This is a genomic window from Candidatus Cloacimonadota bacterium (genome assembly GCA_034661015.1).
Taxonomy (GTDB): Bacteria; Cloacimonadota; Cloacimonadia; order JGIOTU-2; family JGIOTU-2; genus JAYEKN01.
The window spans coordinates 5,407-24,431 of record JAYEKN010000295.1 but is presented as its reverse complement, the minus strand read 5'-3'; the positions used below and the strand labels follow the sequence as shown (position 1 = coordinate 24,431).

Here is a 19,025-nt window from a genome sequence, read left to right as displayed (position 1 = left end):
TCAGAGTTTAGAGATTGACGATCGGCATGCAGCTAAGGCATATTATTCAAAAGCTGCTGAAATTTTACCTGATAATCCCCAATATGAAAAACGAATGAAAGCCTTTAAGGACTAATTAAATATGAGCCACGAAAATAAGAAAAACACCACGGATATTTTACTCCAAATCAAAGAAAAAACATCACGGGTATTTTACTCCAAAGCAAAGGAAAAAATATCACGGATATTTTACTCCAAAACAAAGGAAAAAATACCACGGGTATTTTACTCCAAAACAAAAGAAAAAATATCACGGATATTTTATTCCAAAAAAAAGGAAAAATTGCAGTATTTATCAATCTCCGCTTTAATTATTCTATCAATATTCCTCTGCTTTGATTCCACTTTTTGTGAAGAATCATACTTGATAGATCACCTCAACGTATATAATGGAATTACCGAGCAAACCGAATTCAATGCCGGAGATGAAAATTATGAAGTTAATAAGATTGCCAAACTCCAATTTTTTTATGACAATAAATATCATCTCAGGAAGAAAATAATTTTTTATCAAGATGGTGATATTCAGAAAAATTATCTCTATGAAAAAGACAGTATAAATCGCATAAAACGATCAAGCAATATTGGTGAAAGCATTGAGTATTATGACAAAAATGGCAAATTAACTTGGACTGAATTTTATTATTTAAACGGGCTTATTTCACAAGAATATTATAACATTTGGGAAAAATTGTATTTATCCGAGAACTTATATCCTGACGGTAAAATTGAAAAAATATTTTATAACAAAAAAAATAAAATCGGAAAAAAAGAATATATAGATAGAAATTTAACTATAATTTATTTTTATGAAAAAAATCAACTTGTCCAAAAAACTACGATTGAATCCGATAGCATAAAAACCGAGGAATATTTTGATGATCTGGGAAAATTGTACAAAACTGAATTTCTCTTTGCAGATGGAAATAAGGAAATAAAATTCTATAACCTCAAACGGAAAGTAGTCTATGATGAAGATAAATATTCGATTGGCCATTTTGATGAAAACGGATTTCTCGAATTGAGGGAAATATTCTTCCCGAGTGGACAGGTTCAAACGGAATTTTTCGCGGAAGATTCACTTATTCGGAAAGAAATTATATTTGCTGACAGCACAAAACAAATTCACTATTTTAAGGGTGGAGAATTGATAAAGATTGAGGATGAATAGGACATTACTAATTTTCACTTGTTCCTAAGCCATCCCGAAACCTTCCAAAGAAACTAAATATTTCATTCAACTTTCCCAAAATTTTTTCACAATATTTGACAAACATTTTTGTCCTATATCAATTCAACACAAAATATAAAGCGTAAAATTATTAAAAATTTATAGGAGTATTGTGGGAATTAAATTATTTGGTTTTTTACCAAATGCAGTTTGTAAAGTTAGGGGAAACTATCTTTAAATTAATTGAAAAAATAAATAAAATTCAACTTTCACTTTTCCCCTTTCCCTTTTCACCTAATATGTTTTACATTCATAATTTAAAATTTTCCATTATACATTATTCATTATCTACCCCCCCCCCCCATTTTGTTCCCCACAGGTAAGTTACAAGCATTTACTCCCAATACCAATCTTTCTTACATATTTTTGTATTTTAAAAAACGATGCAATTTATCAGCATAAAATAGGCAAACTCGATTTATATATTTTTTATGAAAATACTTTTTTTGGGGAGAGAAACAGGTTCATCTGGCAATCCTTTCCAACACTGATAGTACTCCTCGGTTGGAAAGTTTTGAGGATACTCTGTTTTAGAGGAAATGTTGAATGAAAAAACGTAACAAAGCAGAATTAAATTATTTTTAATAAATATGATAACCCGAAAAAAATTATATAAAATCTTAAGGTGATTTAATATGAAGAATTTTATCATAACAATTATGTTATTAATATTGATATTAATGACCGCAACATCAACATTTGCTTGGGATGCAGAGATTCAGATACATACTGCCTGCAGATTAACTGAGTTAGAAATAAAATTAAATCCATATGGTGATACTTACTGGCTACATAAGACTGGTGAAAATCCACAAAATCCATATATTCATTATGCAGAATTGGTTCACACATTCACATATTATTCCAATGAACCTGAACCCGAAACAAATAACTGGTTTGATATAGAGTTTAATGTTGAAGATCAGTTTGATGAGGCCTATGTTCAAGTTTTTGGATATTTCTGGATTAATGGTTGGCAAGAGTGGGCTTCAGCAAGTGCCGGAAATATAGATCCCAACGAACCTTCTATAACTATACAAGTGATTTCAATGTATTATAATTTTCCACCTAATATACCATATGATTACGAGATAACAATGGTGAATGATTTTGATGAAGCATTTGATGCTGATTTATATATTGATAATAATCTAATATTTGAAGATCAGATAATATTGCAAGGTATTAATACTTTTACCGAATATGAATTCTATGCAAATGAAACTGCAAACTTGAATGGTAATTATATATGTTTTTACGGACAAAATATACCAATAACCGGTGAGGGTGAAACAGAAGCAACATATGATGATCTTAGTGGTACGCTAACCTTTACTCTTGTATTGGATGAGCTGCAAGGTGAAATTCCAGATTACACTTACCGAATCACCCAGCTCCCTACCGGCTGGAACTGGGTTTCATTTCCTGTGATGGATGATGATTTTAATGATCCACTACAGGATATCCTCGAACCGATTATTAATAATGGTTTGATACAAGTTCAACATGAACAAGATCGGATCTATAAAGATTTACAAGATGATTGGCAAAATGATATAGGAGATTTCCAAAGCATTGATGGTTATAAGATCGAGATGCTTTCTAATAGAAGTTTAGAAGTTGCCGGCTGGTGGGAAGGCTCAACTACACCAATTCCGTTAGAACCTAATCCTGGAAGTCACTATTTTGGGGACAATTGGGTTGGGTGTTTTCTGCCCTATTTGATTTCTTTTGATGATGCTTTTGAGGGAATATGGGATAATTTAAAAAGTGTCATTGCTGAAGATTGGTTTTATTTTAAGCCAATAAAAGAACCGCCCCCTACTATTCCTCCTCTTGATTTTACTGTTAATTCCGGGGAATTATATATCATAGATGTTGATGAAACTTGTACCCTATACTGGGAAGAATCTGAGCAAAAAGATCCTTATGAAAAACCGGAAACCGAATTCTTTAGTTACAATGAGAAAGCCGATTATCAGCCGATACTTATAGACACAGTATATGGCGCACAACCCCAGGAAATAGGAATATTTGTTGGTAACGAATGCATTGGGGCAAGTGTGGTAGTAGAGTATCCCGTTCAACTTATGGCTTATGTTGATGATGATTCCACGAGATACAGAGATGGCGAACTTACTTTCCAACTGTATAACACGGGCAGAAATAAATCATACAAGGTCCAAAGTTTACAGGTTTATGATCAAACAATAGCTGCTTTTATTGAAAAACCATTATATCCGGATAAGGATAATTTTGCCAGAGTAAGATTGTTTGCCGATGAATCCTATACAATCCCACAAGAATTTACACTTAATCAAAACTATCCCAATCCAATGAAAAATTCAACCTCAATTAGTTTCTCTCTTACAAAAGACTCTCAGAACCCTAAGATTGAAATTTATAATACAAAGGGGCAGTTAGTTAAGAGATTTGAAGGTATTAATACTGATAATGGAACTGGAACAGTATTCTGGAACGGAAAAGACAAAAATGATAATGAAGTGTCATCAGGTATCTATTTCTATAAATTGATCTCAGATAAAAAAACAGATGTAAAAAAATTGTTGAAAATAAATTAAGTAATACTATATCTCGACTCCCTCCTTTTCTTTGGAAGGAGTCGGGATTTTCGATTCATCTTTGCGAAAGTTCAGTTGGCAAATCAATCGTGTTGAAGGTTTTCAGTTTAGATTAATCGTGGTGTCAGGGACCATTCTCTGGCACTGTTCGTCACGGAATCAGGCTTCGTTACACTATGCCCAGACAGGTTGGTCCGTGACGGCTCGGGACTTGTAACTTTCGCAAAGTTTTCGGGTTTCGTTCGTGTGAGAAATGCATCAATCCGCCAGCTGGCGGATTCTGGCATTCAAAAAATTAATGGCAAAATATTTGGATAAGTTTTTACCTGTCAGAATTACATTACAAAAGACCCCGAAGGGGTCAAATATGAATAACTGCCGATGAAATCGGTAGCAATGAATAAAATAAATACAAACGACCCTGATAGGGTCGAACCAAAATTCAATGTAGAACACGAGTCCTCTCGTGTGATGATCTTTGCGAAAGTTTTGCTGCCAAACAAATCGTGTATTGAAGGTTATCAGATCAAATCGGCTCTTTCATCTAATATGACAAGCTATAACTTTCGCAAAGATGTTTAATAATTCAAAAGGAAATCTATTATGAAACAAAAAAAAATATTTATCATCTTAATTTTATTTGTATTAGCATTCCTCTTTTTACAAAGCAGTGCCTTCGAGTCGAAAAATAAAGAAGTGAATGTCGAATTGAAAAAAAAAATCTCGAACATCGGCAACCGCGAAACAATAATTGTAGATGTAGAAGGGGGGGGAGATTACACATTAATCCAGCAAGGAATAGATGCTGCTTCTATTGGAGATACTGTCCTTGTTTATCCCGGAACTTATATTGAAAACATAAATTATAATGGAAAAAACATAACTGTTGCGAGTAAATATTTAACTACCGGAAACGTTTCGTATATTGATTCAACCATCATTGATGGAAACCAAAACGGTAGTGTGGTTACTTTTGAAAACGGGGAAGACACAACTGCTGTTTTATGTGGATTTACTATCCAGAATGGGAGCGGAACATATACTGATTTTTTTTTAATAATGGGTGGTGGAATATTATTGATAGAATCGCAATCTACTATTAAAGATTGCATCATTAAGAATAACACAAGCGAAGGTGGGGGTGGGATAGGTTTATATTATTCATTTATGAATATTGAAAACACATCAATTTTTCATAATAATAGTATTTTTTGGGGCGGGGGTATAGGTCTAGATTATTCAGATATAAAATTTAGCATAAATAATCGGTGTAATATTTTTCTAAATTATGCAGGAGAAGGTTGTGATCTTAAGTCTCTTCATAGTAATATTGTTGATGTTATAGTCGATACTTTTACTATAATAAATCCTGATGATCATTTTGCAATTCCTTTGGATCAATTTAATTTCGATATTCAAAATTTTAAGATCAATCAAATTAATAATGATATTTATGTTAATCCTGAGGGCAATAATAATAATAGTGGTTTAACTCCTAATGAACCATTTAAAAATATTTGCTGGGCATTAACAAAAATTGTTTCAGATAGCACTCATCCAAATATTATACACCTTTCTAATGGCATTTACTCTCCAGCCCTTACAGAAGAAATTTTTCCTCTTAATTGTAAAGATCATATTTCCATTATAGGTGAAAACAAAGAAAATACAATATTAGATGCAAATAACCAGTCACATATAATCCATTTATTCTTTGATGGTAATTATTCTCTAGAAAAGATAACAATCAAAAATGGATTTACTACTTTTTACGGTGGCGCTATAATTATTTGGTCGAGTTATAATCTGATATTTAAAAACATAGAAATTATCAATAATACGGCTGAAATGTTTGGTGGTGGTATAGTTATATATAAATCCAGCCCAGTATTAGAAAATCTATTAATAAAAAACAATTCAGCTGAATCCGGAGGTGGTATTGAAATTTCGAATAATTCAAATCCATTAATAATAAATTGTATTATTGATAGTAATCTGGCTTTAGAACTTTATAATTATGGTGGAGGAGTCGCTTGCGTTGTAGAGTGCAATCCAATTTTTATAAATACTTCAATCAGTAATAATATTTCTTATGAGACAAGTGGAATAAGTATATCCGGTGGGGCAGGAAACTATTGCGATCCGATTTTCATTAATTGTAATATTTGTAATAATCACTCTACTATGGACAACCGAACTATATCTCTGGGGGATCATGCTAATGTGCATCTAATAAATTGTATTTTAAGAAACCCTAATGATTACGAAGTTTATTTTTTCAATTCCCCTCCACCGGAAACTTTATCTGTAACTTATTGCAACATAGATGGAGGAATTAATGCAATAAATACAAATAACAACGGCACAATCCATTGGCTGGAAGGCAATATAGACTCGCTGCCACAATTCGTAGGTGGTAATCCATACAGCTATGAACTCACCGAAGATTCACCTTGTATAGATGCCGGCACACCAGATACTACAGGTCTAAATTTACCGGAACTGGATTTGGCTGGAAACAGCAGAATTTACAATGGCAGAATAGATATCGGAGCGTATGAATGGCAACAAGAGGGAATAGATAATCCCGACACTTCTTTTGTAAACAAATTATATTTATTCCAAAACCAGCCCAATCCATTCAGAGGGGAAACGGAAATATTATTCATCACCACAGACTATGAGCGCGTGGAGGATTATCAACTTTCCATATACAACGTAAGAGGGCAATTGGTAAAAAGATACAGCGGGAAAAAGGACAATTTTTGGGCAAAGACCAAGATCATCTGGGATGGAAAAGACAGATATGGAAATGAAGTTTCAGCGGGCACATATTTTTACAAACTGGAATATGGGAATAATGCGGTGGTGAGAAAAATGGTTAAAGTTGGGAATTGATGGGAATTATTCATTGTTCATTGTTCATTGCTCTTGGTTGGTGGTTTTTGGGTTGTCTGGACTTACCCTGTCTGCCAACCGGCTGATAGGGTGAGAACAGACAAAAAAAATGGCGACTTGCAATAACAAGCCGCCCATAGATTTATATCCGACAATCCATCCGCCAGCTGGCGGATTAACTCAAGATTTTCCTTTACGGACAGGCTCTAATTACTACCCGTTTATCTTTTCAGTTCTCCCTCACTTCCCTGAGAGGATTCACAAGCTAAATTTTCTCCATTCTACGTTTTTCGTATTCCCTGCCTTTCAAACCAAAAAATCTTTTACCATTTACTTGACACAATTGACCTGCGAATATTTTCTAAATAAAAAAATCATTATTCGAAAGGCGTTAGATAATGTTGGAAGTAAAAAATTTATCTAAAAAATTTATTAATAAAAAAAAGGGGGAAATTACGCATGTGGAAGCGGTAAAAAATGTTTCCTTTCAGTGCATTCCCGGAAAGATTTTCGGATTGTTGGGTCCAAACGGTGCTGGAAAAACGACAACTTTGAGATGTGCATCAACTTTGTTAAAACCAACCGGCGGGAATGTTTTTCTTGATGAATACGATGTTATCAATAATGGTAAAATGATTCGATCCCGGATCGGTTTCCTTACTACCGATATGAAATTGGACGGCTTTTTTACCCCTGATTATATGATAAGCTATTTCGGAAAGTTGAATAAAATGGAAAATAATATTATTCAGAAAAGGAAAGAAATTTTATTCAAGGATTTGAAGATGGAAGATTTTATTGATAAAAAAATTGATAAACTTTCATCTGGTATGAAGCAGAAAACCGCCATAGCAATTAGTCTTATTCACGACCCTGATGTTATTATCTTTGATGAACCTACAAACGGCTTGGATGTGATCACCGCAAAAAATGTAACCGATTTTCTCCAGAAGTATGCCCAAAGAGGAAAAACAGTGATCATTTCTACACATATTATGAGTGTGGTAGAAAAATTATGCGACACGGTTGGGATACTTATCAATGGAGAATTGAAAGAACTTGGTACTTTGGATGAAATTATAAAAGGAAATCAAGCTGCAGACCTGGAAGAAGTGTTTTTCAAATATATTCTTCCTGAAGATGAATTGGAAAATATAAAATAATTACCTTAGTGAAATTGGTGAAATTCGCGGACTATTTTTTAAGAAAGGTGAAAAAATGTTTAATGACTCATTAGTAATATTTCAAAAGGAATTAAAGAGAATTTTTACGGACAGAAGATTGCTTGTAATGATTATAGTTGTTCCTTTAGTAATGCTTCCTTTGATGTATTCAATTATGGCAAAAGTCGGAAAATCACGAGCAAAAGATATTTCCGAATATACTTCCCAAATATATGTTTGTGAAGGCGAGCAAACCGATCCCTTGGCAATGAATAGATTTATGGATGGTTTGAAATCCCAAAATTCCAAGATAATTTCTATTAGTAGAGATGATATGGGGGCAATAAAAAAGTTAATCGAAGAGAAGCAAGTGCAGCTTCTGATTTCGTTCCCGAATAATATTGAAAAAGACTTAGCGATCTACAAACCCTTTGACATGCACATTTTTTATAACACAACATCCGATTATTCTGAGCATGCATTGCGAAAAGTAAAAGATTTGTTCGATAAAATAAGCAAAGAGATAATTCAAGAGAGAATTGCAGATAAAGGTCTATCGGAAAATATTCTCAAACCCCTCACTATTAATGAGACCTTGACGAAGGAAGAAGTTAATCTGGCAAAAGAAGGAAGTAAGGCAGGAAAAATATTGGGCATAATGCTCCCTTTTTTCCTTCTTATCTATCTTTTTGCAAACGCTATGCAGGTGGGATTGGATATTGTGGCTGGAGAAAAGGAAAGAGGGACTTTGGCAATTTTGCTCGTAAATCAAGTGGACAGACTCTCAATCGTTCTCGGTAAATTGTTTGCTGTAATGATCGCAGCATTCGCTGGTGCAGCCAGTTCTGTGATTGGGTTGATAATCGCTTCCCGATTTTTCCTGAGCATGTTTGGAAGTTCAAGTGCTCAAATGAAAGGTTATGCGATGGATACGCAATCAATAATTCAGTTTGCCATCGTAGTTATTCCACTCGCAATTTTACTTGTTAGCATTGTTTTGCTTGTTTCCACTTATGCGAAAAATCCGAAAGAAGGGCAGGGAATGATTATGCCGGTTTACATTGCAGTTATGATAATGGGAATTTCCACTATGCAAATGGGCGATATCCCACCGGAATGGATGCGTGTAACTCCAGTATTCAATTCACTAATCGCATTGAAGGATATTTTTATTCAAGATGTTGAATGGGGAAATGTTCTTCTGACCCTTTCAACTAATATTGTTTTGGCTGCAATTATCATATATGTGATAATGAATATGTTCAAGAATGAAAAAATCCTTTTTAGAATTTGATTTTTAGATAACCGGATTAATAAGGATTGGATTGAGAATATTGAATTTTCATAATGAAAAATTATTGTTAGAAGGCAAATTATGAAACCAAAAAAAATCGTCAAATATTGTATTGAATCTATGCAAAATACAGGGGCAGATAAATCGCAATGCTATCTTATCCAAAAGGAAAAAAACGAACTAAATGTCGAACGCGGCGAGATAACTCCTTTCAGAACAAATTTTGAAACAAGCATTCAGCTCACTGCCATAATGGATGGTAAAAAAGGGACTTTAACGATAAATAAGGAGGATAAAAAATCAATAGATGTTGCTGTGGAAAAAGTGCTTGCCATAGCCACTATTTCCGAACCTGATTCGGGTAATGATATTTCCGAAAAACAGGCTTCCAAAATATTTGATTCCGGTCCGTCTGATATGGATGCAAATAAAATGTATGACCGATTGGAAGAATTTTTGCCTTGGGTTAAAAAAGAATATCCGAAAATGATTTTTGAGCAATTGAGTCTCGGTTTTCAAAAATTAAATGTCTATTTTCAAAATTCTAATGAAGCGGATTTTCAATCGAATCAAGGTTTTTATAATTTTATGGCAAAGTTTACCGCAAAAGTCGGAAATAAAACTTCCTCTCCAAACTATTGTAGCTTTTCCACTCTGGAATTGGACAAGGCTCTAAAGGATGAAGGTTTGTTAGAAACTTTGATTCAACAATCTTCCGAACAAATCAATACTCAAAATTTCAGTAGAAAAATTACCGGAGATGTGATTATTACTCCCCATTGTTTGGACGATTTTTTTGATTATATTACAAGTTATTTGTCTGATTATTTTTTAATTAGCGACATTTCAGTTTTCAAAGACAAATTGAACGAACTAATTGCAGCCAAAAAATTCACCCTTCATTCCAAGCCTGTTTCAAAGGAAATTGCTAACGGATATTTTATAACTTCTGACGGATATGAAGCGAAAAATAGCACAATTATTGAAAAGGGCGTGTTGAGAACTTTCTTGCTGAGTTTATACGGAGCGAATAAAACCGGTCATGAAAGAGCGGTGAATTCCGGCGGGTGCTATGTAGTTGATCCCGGAAATATTTCTTTTGAAGAGATGGTAAAAAATGTGAAAAGCGGAATCCTTCTTTGCAGCTTTTCCGGTGGAAATCCCAGTAACAACGCTGATTTTTCGGTTGTGGCAAAAAATAGTTATTACATTAAGGATGGAAAAATCCAACATCGTTTAAGCGAAACAATGATTTCCGGCAATCTTGCTGAAATGCTCAAAAACATTGTAGATATTTCAAAAGAGCGGGTGAATTTTGGTAATAGTATTCTTCCCTGGATACGATTTAAGAACATTATTATTTCAGGGAAATGATTTTTCCACAAACCCAATTCCGTTTCATTCCCCAAAAATTTTTGTTCCCAAGCCCTCCCGAATGCCTTCGGGAGGAATACCATTTTCCAAGAAGCCCCTGCTTCGCAATTCACTGCCGGCGAATAAATTCTTAACTTAAAATCTCTTTGCAAATATTACCAAAATTATCTAACAATGAAAAACATTATCCTCCACATAGACATGGACGCATTTTTTGCTGCCATCGAGCAGCGGGACAATCCTGAATTACGGGGGAAATCCGTAATTATTGGTGGTGAGACAAGCAATAGAGGAGTAGTGAGTACTGCTTCTTACGAAGCGAGGAAATTCGGAGTTCATTCTGCTATGCCCATTTTTCAAGCTCGAAAACTTTGCCCTCATGGCATTTTTATGCGAGGAAATTTTGATAAATATTCAGAAGCTTCCAAAAAATTAACTGAAATCTGCAAAGAGATTACACCCTATGTGAAAAAAACGAGTATTGACGAAGCTTATCTTGATATAAGCGGGGCTATGCCTTTATACAAATCCTGCAAAGAAATTGCACTTACGTTGAAGAGAAAAATTTCAACACAGCTACAATTAACTTGCTCTATTGGGATCGCACCAAATAGAATGCTGGCAAAAATCGCCAGTGAAATGCAGAAACCGGACGGACTTACGATTATTGATGAAAAAAATATCTATTCAATATTAAAAAATTTACCTGTTGAAAAAATTCCTGGAATCGGCAAAAAGACTACAAAGATATTGCAACAATTAGGTGTTTATACTGCCGAGGATTTGAGCAATGCGCCTCGCAAAATTCTATTTAAACATTTTGGCAAGTTCGGGGAAAATATATCTTTTCTAAATATGGGTACCGAGGTTGCCGAACGAACTGCTTTTTTGGAAAAAAATCACAAAAAGACAAAATCAATTGGGAATGAGATTACTCTAAAAGAAAATAGCAAGGATGAAGAATATCTGAAAAAATTGCTCTTAAAATTAACTAACAAAGTGTGCTATCGCGTTAGAAAAATTTCTGCATCGGCAAAGACGGTAACCTTGAAAGTGAAATATGACAATTTTAGCGAGAAATCTTTTAATCAGACAGTAACAGAAGCCATTTGCTATGAAGTAGAAGTTTATAAAATAATTCTTGAATTACTTGAAAAGTTGGATTTACATCTGCATAAAATAAGGCTGATCGGAATTCGTCTGAGTAATCTGGAATTTAAAGATGAAACTGTGCAAATGAATATTTTTACCCAAGACAAAGAGAGAATAGGAAAAATTATTACGGCAATTGATGAACTACGAGAAAAATACGGAAGAGAGATAATTAATATCGGTAACGGAAATGATCATTCAAATTCAAAAGCAAAAGGAAAATCGCCTCATTTTGGAGTGCAACATCCGTGATGTTGCAGTGTTGTAAAAAATATCATCCCAGTGAAAAAAAAAAGATAAAAGCATTTCACCCGAATGAAATATCGAAAAAAAATTGATTTCACTGGGCAGGCGGGATAAATAAAACAGATAATCCGCCGGCTGGCGGACACGAGGCAGCCGGATATTTTACTCCAAATCCCAAGGCATTCGGGACGGATGTTTTCCGCTAAAATCCCATAATTTTGCGAATTTATTTAACAAAATTGATCCATTTTCCTATACCTTATATATAGAATAAAATAAAGAAAAGAAAAGCCACAAATTCTATGAGTTTTAAAAAGTATAAAAAACAAATTCTATCTGCTGCAAATCAGAGTTTGATCAATAAATTCAAATTCTATTTAAAGGTGGAAAAAGGACTTTCAAAAAATTCTATCGAAGCATACACGAATGATGTTTATCATTTTGCGATTTTTTACAAAGAATTTCCCTTGAGAGAAGTTTACCCTGAAAAAGTTGCGGATTATATTAATCATCTTTTCAGGAAGGGTGAAGAGGACGCTACGGTTGCTCGCAAGAATAGTTCTCTAAAAAGTTTTTATAAATTTCTTTATAGCGAGAAAATAATTAAAAATCCGGTTTTTGAACAATTTCCATCCCCAAAGGTTTCTTTGAAATTGCCAAATGTTCTTTCTGTGAGAGAGGTGAATGAACTTATCAATTCTGTAAAAGTGAATGATAAATATGGAATCCGCGATCGGGCAATACTGGAATTTTTGTATTCGACAGGAGCGCGCATATCAGAAATGTTGGATTTGCGGGTTGGTGATATTATTTTTCCAGAAGGTTTGGTGCGTCTAACCGGAAAGGGCAGGAAGGAAAGATTGGTGCCAATCACTGGAATTGCATCCGAATATTGCAAAGAATATCTTGAAAACGCACGCGGAGATTTGCTTAAATGGAAAAATAGCAACATAATGTTTTTAAATCGTTTCGGAAATAAATTAAGCAGAATGGGAGCTTGGAAGATATTTGATAAATACGTAAGAATGGCGGGTATTTCTAAAAAAGTCTCTCCTCACACTTTACGCCATTCTTTTGCAACACATTTGCTACAGGGTGGGGCAAATTTGCGAATTGTCCAATCTCTGCTTGGGCATAGCAGCATCAAGACTACTCAAATTTATACAAATATTGACAAGGAATATCTCAAGGAAATTCATTCCCTCTATCATCCAAGAGCATGAAATTAATAATATCAGGAGAAAAAAAATGAGTAAAAAAAAAATTAGCATAGTTGTGTTTATTTTTATCTTATCAGTCTGTTCTCTCTTTGGTCAGGAACTTTCCGACCGAGACATTCAGGTAATTGAATATAATGCAGGGATGGCTTACAACAATGGTGTAGAAAAGTATCAAGGCGGAGATTATCAGGCTGCAATTGATAGCTTTCTCGTTTCTTTAGAGGATTATAAAAAAATTGATACTGAAGCAAATCCCAAAACAGAACGAATTCATGAGTTGCAAAAAAACCTTTCCGTTCTTTATTACACCACCAAACAATACCCTAAAGCCGTTGAATATTACACTATTCGAAGTGAATATGATCAAGATAATAGGAAAATACCCCTTACCCTTTCTAAAATATATCTAAAGATGGGAAAACCGGACAGCACTTTAGCGATATTGGAAAACTACGATGAAGGACATGATGAATATTTAATTAAGAAAAAAATTGGCGGAATTTACGAAGAAAATGGAAATCTTCAAAAAGCAATTGAGTATTACCTTGGTGCTTTCGAATTGAACAATAGCAAAGTAGATATTTTGGAAAAGGTGGCTCTTTTTTATAATCAAATCGGGCAGACAGATAAAGCTATCATTGTTTACAACGATTTTATTGCAACCAATCCACCCGATTACCTTTTGAGAAAGGTGTATAAAAATCTGGGAATATTCTATAATAAAACCGGAAATAAATCGGAAGCAGTTAATGCCCTTGAAAAATCCGTTGCCATAAAACCGAATAAAGACTTATTTTTTAACATTGGGCAGATTTCCTACGATCTGGGAAATTATGATAAAGCAAAAATTTATCTCCTAAAGGTTCAGAAAATTAATCCGGATCATCCTGAGACACATTATTATCTTGGCAAAGTTTACCGGGCTGAAGGGAATTATTCTGCAGCTATGAAAGAGTTTAAAGCAATAGAAAATCATTCTCAGTACGGAAAATTTGCTCAGGAAGAGATAAAGTTTATTGAAAGTAAACAATAAAAAAACCGATATGTAAAATTTTTTAAAGAGCGCATGAGAATAATTTTCGTGTGCTCTTTTTAGATTGAATTAGCGAAGGGAATATTATGAGAAAAATTATCATTGCCGGAAATTGGAAGATGAATAAAACCTTGCAGGAAGCAAAAGATTTTTTGCAAAAATTATCTAATTGGGAAAAGGATTTCGCCCACCAATGCGTTATTGCGATTTACCCATCCAATGTATTTCTGAATGTTGCATTGGGAATTGTGAAAAATAATGCTGTTCAGATCGGTGCTCAAAATGTTTATTTTGAGAAATCAGGTGCTTTTACCGGAGAAATTTCTCCGGAAATGCTCTCGTCCATAGGATGCAATTCATCCTTAGTTGGTCATTCCGAGCGACGACATATTTTTGGTGAAGATGACGAACTGCTAAACAAAAAGGTTAAAGCATTGCTAAATAATCAACAGGAAGTTACATTTTGTATCGGCGAAACAGAGTTGCAAAGAGAAAATGACGAAACGGAAAAGGTTTTGGAACATCAATTAAAATTTGGTTTGAAGGATGTTCCGGCAACTGAAATGCGAAAAGTTGTTCTTGCTTATGAACCTGTCTGGGCAATTGGAACCGGTAAAACTGCAACTCCGGCAATTGCTCAAGAAGCTCATCTGTTCATTAGAAATTGGTTGCAAGAAAATTATGGAGAAGTAGTTGCCGATAAAATTTCAATATTATATGGTGGAAGCGTGAAGGTTGCAAACATTGAGGCATTGATTGTTCAACCGGATATTGATGGTGCCTTAATAGGTGGCGCAAGCCTAAAAGTGGAGGACTTCACAGAAATCATATTCCTTGCCGAAAAAAATAAATAATAAGATAGACCGCGAAATACACGGAAAAATGCGCAAAAAGATTAAACGCAAAAATTAAAATTAGCAAACTATCAGAAAATAAATGCTCGTTCCCAAGCCTACTCTTTCACTCTCGTTTCCAAAATCCCATGTTTTTACTCTCGTTCCCAAGCCCACTCTTTCACTCTTGTTCCCAAAACCCATGTTTTTACGCTCGTTCCCAAGCCCATTCTTTCACTCTTGTTCCCAAAACCCATGTTTTACGCCCGTTCCCAAGCCCACTCTTTCACTCTCGTTCCCAAGCCCCAGCTTGGGAACGTAATTTTTCTCCAAGCCCCAGCTTGGAGAAATGAAAAATAAGATAAACCAAGAAAAAAACAGGAAAAATAAAAGTTAACCACAAAAATTTAAAATACTGGAGACAACAAATGTTAGATATAAAATTTATTCGCTCGAATCCTGAAATTGTAAAAAAATGCGTTCAAGCAAAAGGTGAAAAATCTGATATTGCCGAACTGCTTAAATGTGATGCTGAGCATCGTGAATTATTGCACCAATTTGAGGAAAAAAAAAGTATGCAAAATTCAGTATCACAAAAAATCGGTGAATATAAAAGGGATGGTAAAGATGCAACGGATATTTTATCTGGAATGCAAGAATTATCTCGTGAAATAAAAGAGATTAAAAGCAGAACGGATGAAGCCTATCGCAAACTTAATAAATTGATGTTGACTGTGCCAAATATTTTTGACAAGGAAGTGCCCGTTGGCAAAGATGAAGGAGACAATAAAATAGTTTACGAATGGGGAGAGAAACCGAAATTCAATTTTGAGCCATTAGATTATTTGGAGTTATCTAAGGAATTAGACTTAATTGATTTTGAACGTGCGACGAAAATTGCCGGTAGTGGATTTGTCTGTTACACTGGAAAGGGAGCGCGTTTAGAAAGATCATTAATAAATTTTATGCTTGATTTTCACACAAAACACTTTGGTTATAAAGAAATTGTCCCCCCATTGCTTGTAAATCGGGAAACAATGACGGGCACTGGTCAGCTGCCTAAGTTAGAAGATGATATGTACCGTGTGGATCAGGATGATCTGTTTTTGATTCCCACCGCAGAAGTTCCCTTAACAAATTTATTTAGAGATGAAATATTAGATGAAAATGAACTTCCCCAAAAGTTAGTAGCCTATACTCCTTGTTTTCGCAGAGAAGCCGGCTCTTATGGCAGGCTATCCAAAGGTCTCATGCGAGTTCATCAATTCAATAAAGTAGAATTGGTTCAAATAACCAAACCGGAGGAATCGGAAAAAGCATTGAAAGAAATTTTGAATAATGCTGAAGCCATATTACAGGAGCTGGGGCTTCATTATCGTGTTTCACTTCTTTGTAGCGGAGATTTAAGTTTTGCCGCATTTAAATGTTTTGATATTGAGGTTTGGGCTCCCGGACTTGGAAGGTATTTGGAAGTTTCATCTTGTAGTAACTTTTTGGATTTTCAAGCGAGAAGAGCGAACATTCGTTATCGGAAAAATGAAGATGGGAAAGTAAATTTTGTTCACACTTTGAATGGTTCCGGACTAGCTACTCCGAGAACATTGATTGCAATAATAGAGAGTTTTCAGGATAAAAATAAAAGTATAAATCTGCCGGATTGCATAAAAAAATATTTTTCTTGATAACTCAAACTGCGATAAATACATCGTTGGTAAGATTTATGCGAATTATATTGCAAGAAAAAAGAAAAAAAAGCGAAAAAAGTTCACGAAACACTTGACACGAAAAGTGCGGACTGCAAAAACCTGAAACACGAATTGATTGATGACACAAGTCATTGATTTTGATCTTTGAAATTTTGCTTAAACGAAGCAAATAATAGGGTGTATACATACATACTTATATAGTAATGATGGAGAGTTTGATCCTGGCTCAGGACGAACGCTGACGGCGTGGATTAGGCATGCAAGTCGAACGAGAAATTTTGACTTCGGTCAAAAAAGTAGAGTGGCGAATGGGTGAGTAACGCGTAGGAATCTACCCTTTAGATTGGGATAGCCTCGGGAAACTGAGGGTAATACCGAATAAGTCCGCCAAATGGCGGAGAAAGATGGCCTCTGATTTTAAGCTATCACTATTGGATGAGCCTGCGTCATATTAGTTTGTTGGTAAGGTAATGGCTTACCAAGGCGATGATATGTAGCCGGCCTTAACGGGTGATCGGCCACACTGGGATTGAGATACGGCCCAGACTCCTACGGGAGGCAGCAGTCGAGAATAGTCTACAATGTGGGAAACCATGATAGTGCGACGCCGTGTGTGTGATGAAGCCCTGCGGGGTGTAAAACACTTTTGTAAAAGATAAATACTCGGTAGATTAATAGTTTATCGAGAGTGATATTATTTTCCGAATAAGCTCTGGCTAATTCCGTGCCAGCAGCCGCGGTAATACGGGAAGAGCAAGCGTTGTCCGGATTTACTAGGCATAAAGGGCTCGTAGGTGTCCAATTAAGTTATGTGTTAAATGCCACGGCTCAACCGTGGTTCGGCATATAATACTGGTTGGATTGAGTACTGTAGAGGAAGGCGGAATTCTTGGAGTAGCGGTGGAATGCGTAGATATCAAGAAGAACACCAAAAGCGAAGGCAGCCTTCTGGGCAGTAACTGACACTAAGGAGCGAAGGTGTGGGTAGCGAACAGGCTTAGATACCCTGGTAGTCCACACAGTCAACGATGATCACTAAGTTTTGGTAAGATTATAATTTATCAGAGCTGCAGCTAACACGTTAAGTGATCCGCCTGGGGAGTACGTCCGCAAGGATGAAACTCAAAGGAATTGACGGGGACCCGCACAAGCGGTGGAGTATGTTCTTTAATTCGATGCAACGCGAAGAACCTTACCTGGACTTGACATCCGCGGAATTACCATGAAAATGGTGAGTGCCCACTTGTGGGAATCGCGTGACAGGTGCTGCATGGCTGTCGTCAGTTCGTGTCGTGAGATGTTGGGTTAAGTCCCGCAACGAACGCAACCCCTATCTCTAGTTACCAGCATTAAGTTGGGGACTCTAGAGAGACTGCCAAGGTGACAACTTGGAGGAAGGTGGGGACGACGTCAAGTCATCATGGTCCTTACGTCCAGGGCTAGAAACGTACTACAATGGTTGGTACAGAGGGCGGCTGCACAGCGATGTGTGGCAAATCCCAAAAACCAACCTCAGTTCGGATTGGAGTCTGCAACTCGACTCCATGAAGTTGGAATCGCTAGTAATCGCGGATCAGCAATGCCGCGGTGAATACGTTCCCGGGTCTTGTACACACCGCCCGTCAAGTCAACCGAGTTGTTTTTACCCGAAGAGGGTGAGCGAATTCTTTTTGAATAGCAGCCTTCCAAGGTAAGGATAGCGAGGGGGACTAAGTCGTAACAAGGTAGCTGTACCGGAAGGTGCGGCTGGATCACCTCCTTTCTAAGGAGAAAAAAACAGAAACAAACTCAAAATTGTATACACCCTTATTTTTTAATCATGGGCTTGTAGCTCAGTCTGGTTAGAGCACCGCTCTGATAAGGCGGGGGTCGGTGGTTCAACTCCACCCAGGCCCACCATCTAACCTAGTGATTTTCTGGGGGATTAGCTCAGATGGGAGAGCGTCGCCCTTGCACGGCGAAGGTCGTCGGTTCGAGCCCGTCATCCTCCACCATTTTAGTAGTATGATTTCAACAAGAAATATAAATATTAAATTGTAAATAAATTGATTAATTGTTTTTTGAAAATATATATAGTAGTGATTTAAAGTAAAAGAAGGCGACAATTTGCATTGTCGCTAAAGGAAATAAAAGAAGGCGACAATTTGAATTGTCGCGTTCAAAAAAAATTTAAGTAAGGCAATAAGTGCATTTGGTGAATGCCTTGGAGTTAGATAGAGATGAAGGACGTGGCTAACTGCGATATGCCTCGGAG

Annotated in this window: 12 protein-coding genes, 2 tRNA genes and 1 rRNA gene; all 15 read left to right on the top strand. The window is 35.8% G+C overall.

What is annotated here, in order from left to right; all coding sequences use genetic code 11:
• The first annotated feature begins 121 nt into the window (after positions 1 to 121).
• The 15 genes from U9P79_10395 (at position 122) to U9P79_10325 (ending at position 18,765) form a co-directional block, all read left to right on the top strand.
• On the top strand, positions 122 to 1,210 hold the full coding sequence (locus U9P79_10395; protein ID MEA2105023.1) for a hypothetical protein: 1,089 nt from the start codon (positions 122 to 124) through the stop codon (positions 1,208 to 1,210).
• A 695-nt stretch (positions 1,211 to 1,905) separates the two neighbouring features.
• Complete coding sequence (locus tag U9P79_10390) at positions 1,906 to 3,852, top strand: T9SS type A sorting domain-containing protein (GenBank protein MEA2105022.1); 1,947 nt, start codon at positions 1,906 to 1,908, stop codon at positions 3,850 to 3,852.
• 396 nt (positions 3,853 to 4,248) lie between these two features.
• Positions 4,249 to 4,434, top strand: coding sequence for a hypothetical protein (locus U9P79_10385; protein MEA2105021.1), 186 nt, complete (start codon positions 4,249 to 4,251; stop codon positions 4,432 to 4,434).
• Positions 4,435 to 4,455: 21 nt separating this feature from the next.
• Positions 4,456 to 6,750: a choice-of-anchor Q domain-containing protein gene (locus U9P79_10380; protein ID MEA2105020.1), complete on the top strand. Its 2,295-nt coding sequence runs from the start codon at positions 4,456 to 4,458 to the stop codon at positions 6,748 to 6,750.
• A gap of 398 nt (positions 6,751 to 7,148) precedes the next feature.
• Positions 7,149 to 7,913 carry an ATP-binding cassette domain-containing protein gene (locus U9P79_10375; GenBank protein MEA2105019.1) on the top strand — a complete coding sequence of 255 codons (765 nt, stop codon included), beginning with the start codon at positions 7,149 to 7,151 and terminating at the stop codon, positions 7,911 to 7,913.
• Positions 7,914 to 7,968: 55 nt separating this feature from the next.
• The gene (locus tag U9P79_10370; protein ID MEA2105018.1) at positions 7,969 to 9,207 is read left to right on the top strand and encodes an ABC transporter permease; all 1,239 of its coding nucleotides are present in this window, start codon (positions 7,969 to 7,971) and stop codon (positions 9,205 to 9,207) included.
• A gap of 81 nt (positions 9,208 to 9,288) precedes the next feature.
• Entirely contained in the window at positions 9,289 to 10,581 is a 1,293-nt protein-coding gene (locus U9P79_10365; GenBank protein MEA2105017.1) for a metallopeptidase TldD-related protein, read from the top strand.
• Positions 10,582 to 10,755: 174 nt separating this feature from the next.
• Positions 10,756 to 11,985 (top strand): DNA polymerase IV, encoded by a 1,230-nt coding sequence (dinB, locus tag U9P79_10360; protein ID MEA2105016.1) that lies wholly within the window; start codon positions 10,756 to 10,758, stop codon positions 11,983 to 11,985.
• A gap of 296 nt (positions 11,986 to 12,281) precedes the next feature.
• Positions 12,282 to 13,202: a site-specific tyrosine recombinase XerD gene (gene xerD, locus U9P79_10355; GenBank protein MEA2105015.1), complete on the top strand. Its 921-nt coding sequence runs from the start codon at positions 12,282 to 12,284 to the stop codon at positions 13,200 to 13,202.
• A gap of 25 nt (positions 13,203 to 13,227) precedes the next feature.
• Positions 13,228 to 14,232, top strand: a complete 1,005-nt coding sequence (locus tag U9P79_10350; GenBank protein ID MEA2105014.1) for a tetratricopeptide repeat protein — start codon at positions 13,228 to 13,230, stop codon at positions 14,230 to 14,232.
• A gap of 86 nt (positions 14,233 to 14,318) precedes the next feature.
• Positions 14,319 to 15,086, top strand: a complete 768-nt coding sequence (gene tpiA / locus U9P79_10345) for a triose-phosphate isomerase (protein ID MEA2105013.1) — start codon at positions 14,319 to 14,321, stop codon at positions 15,084 to 15,086.
• A 407-nt stretch (positions 15,087 to 15,493) separates the two neighbouring features.
• Positions 15,494 to 16,747, top strand: coding sequence for a serine--tRNA ligase (gene serS / locus U9P79_10340; GenBank protein MEA2105012.1), 1,254 nt, complete (start codon positions 15,494 to 15,496; stop codon positions 16,745 to 16,747).
• A 227-nt stretch (positions 16,748 to 16,974) separates the two neighbouring features.
• A 16S ribosomal RNA gene (locus U9P79_10335) occupies positions 16,975 to 18,533 on the top strand.
• Positions 18,534 to 18,592: 59 nt separating this feature from the next.
• Positions 18,593 to 18,670, top strand: a tRNA-Ile gene (locus U9P79_10330).
• 19 nt (positions 18,671 to 18,689) lie between these two features.
• Positions 18,690 to 18,765, top strand: a tRNA-Ala gene (locus U9P79_10325).
• The last annotated feature ends 260 nt before the right edge of the window (positions 18,766 to 19,025 follow it).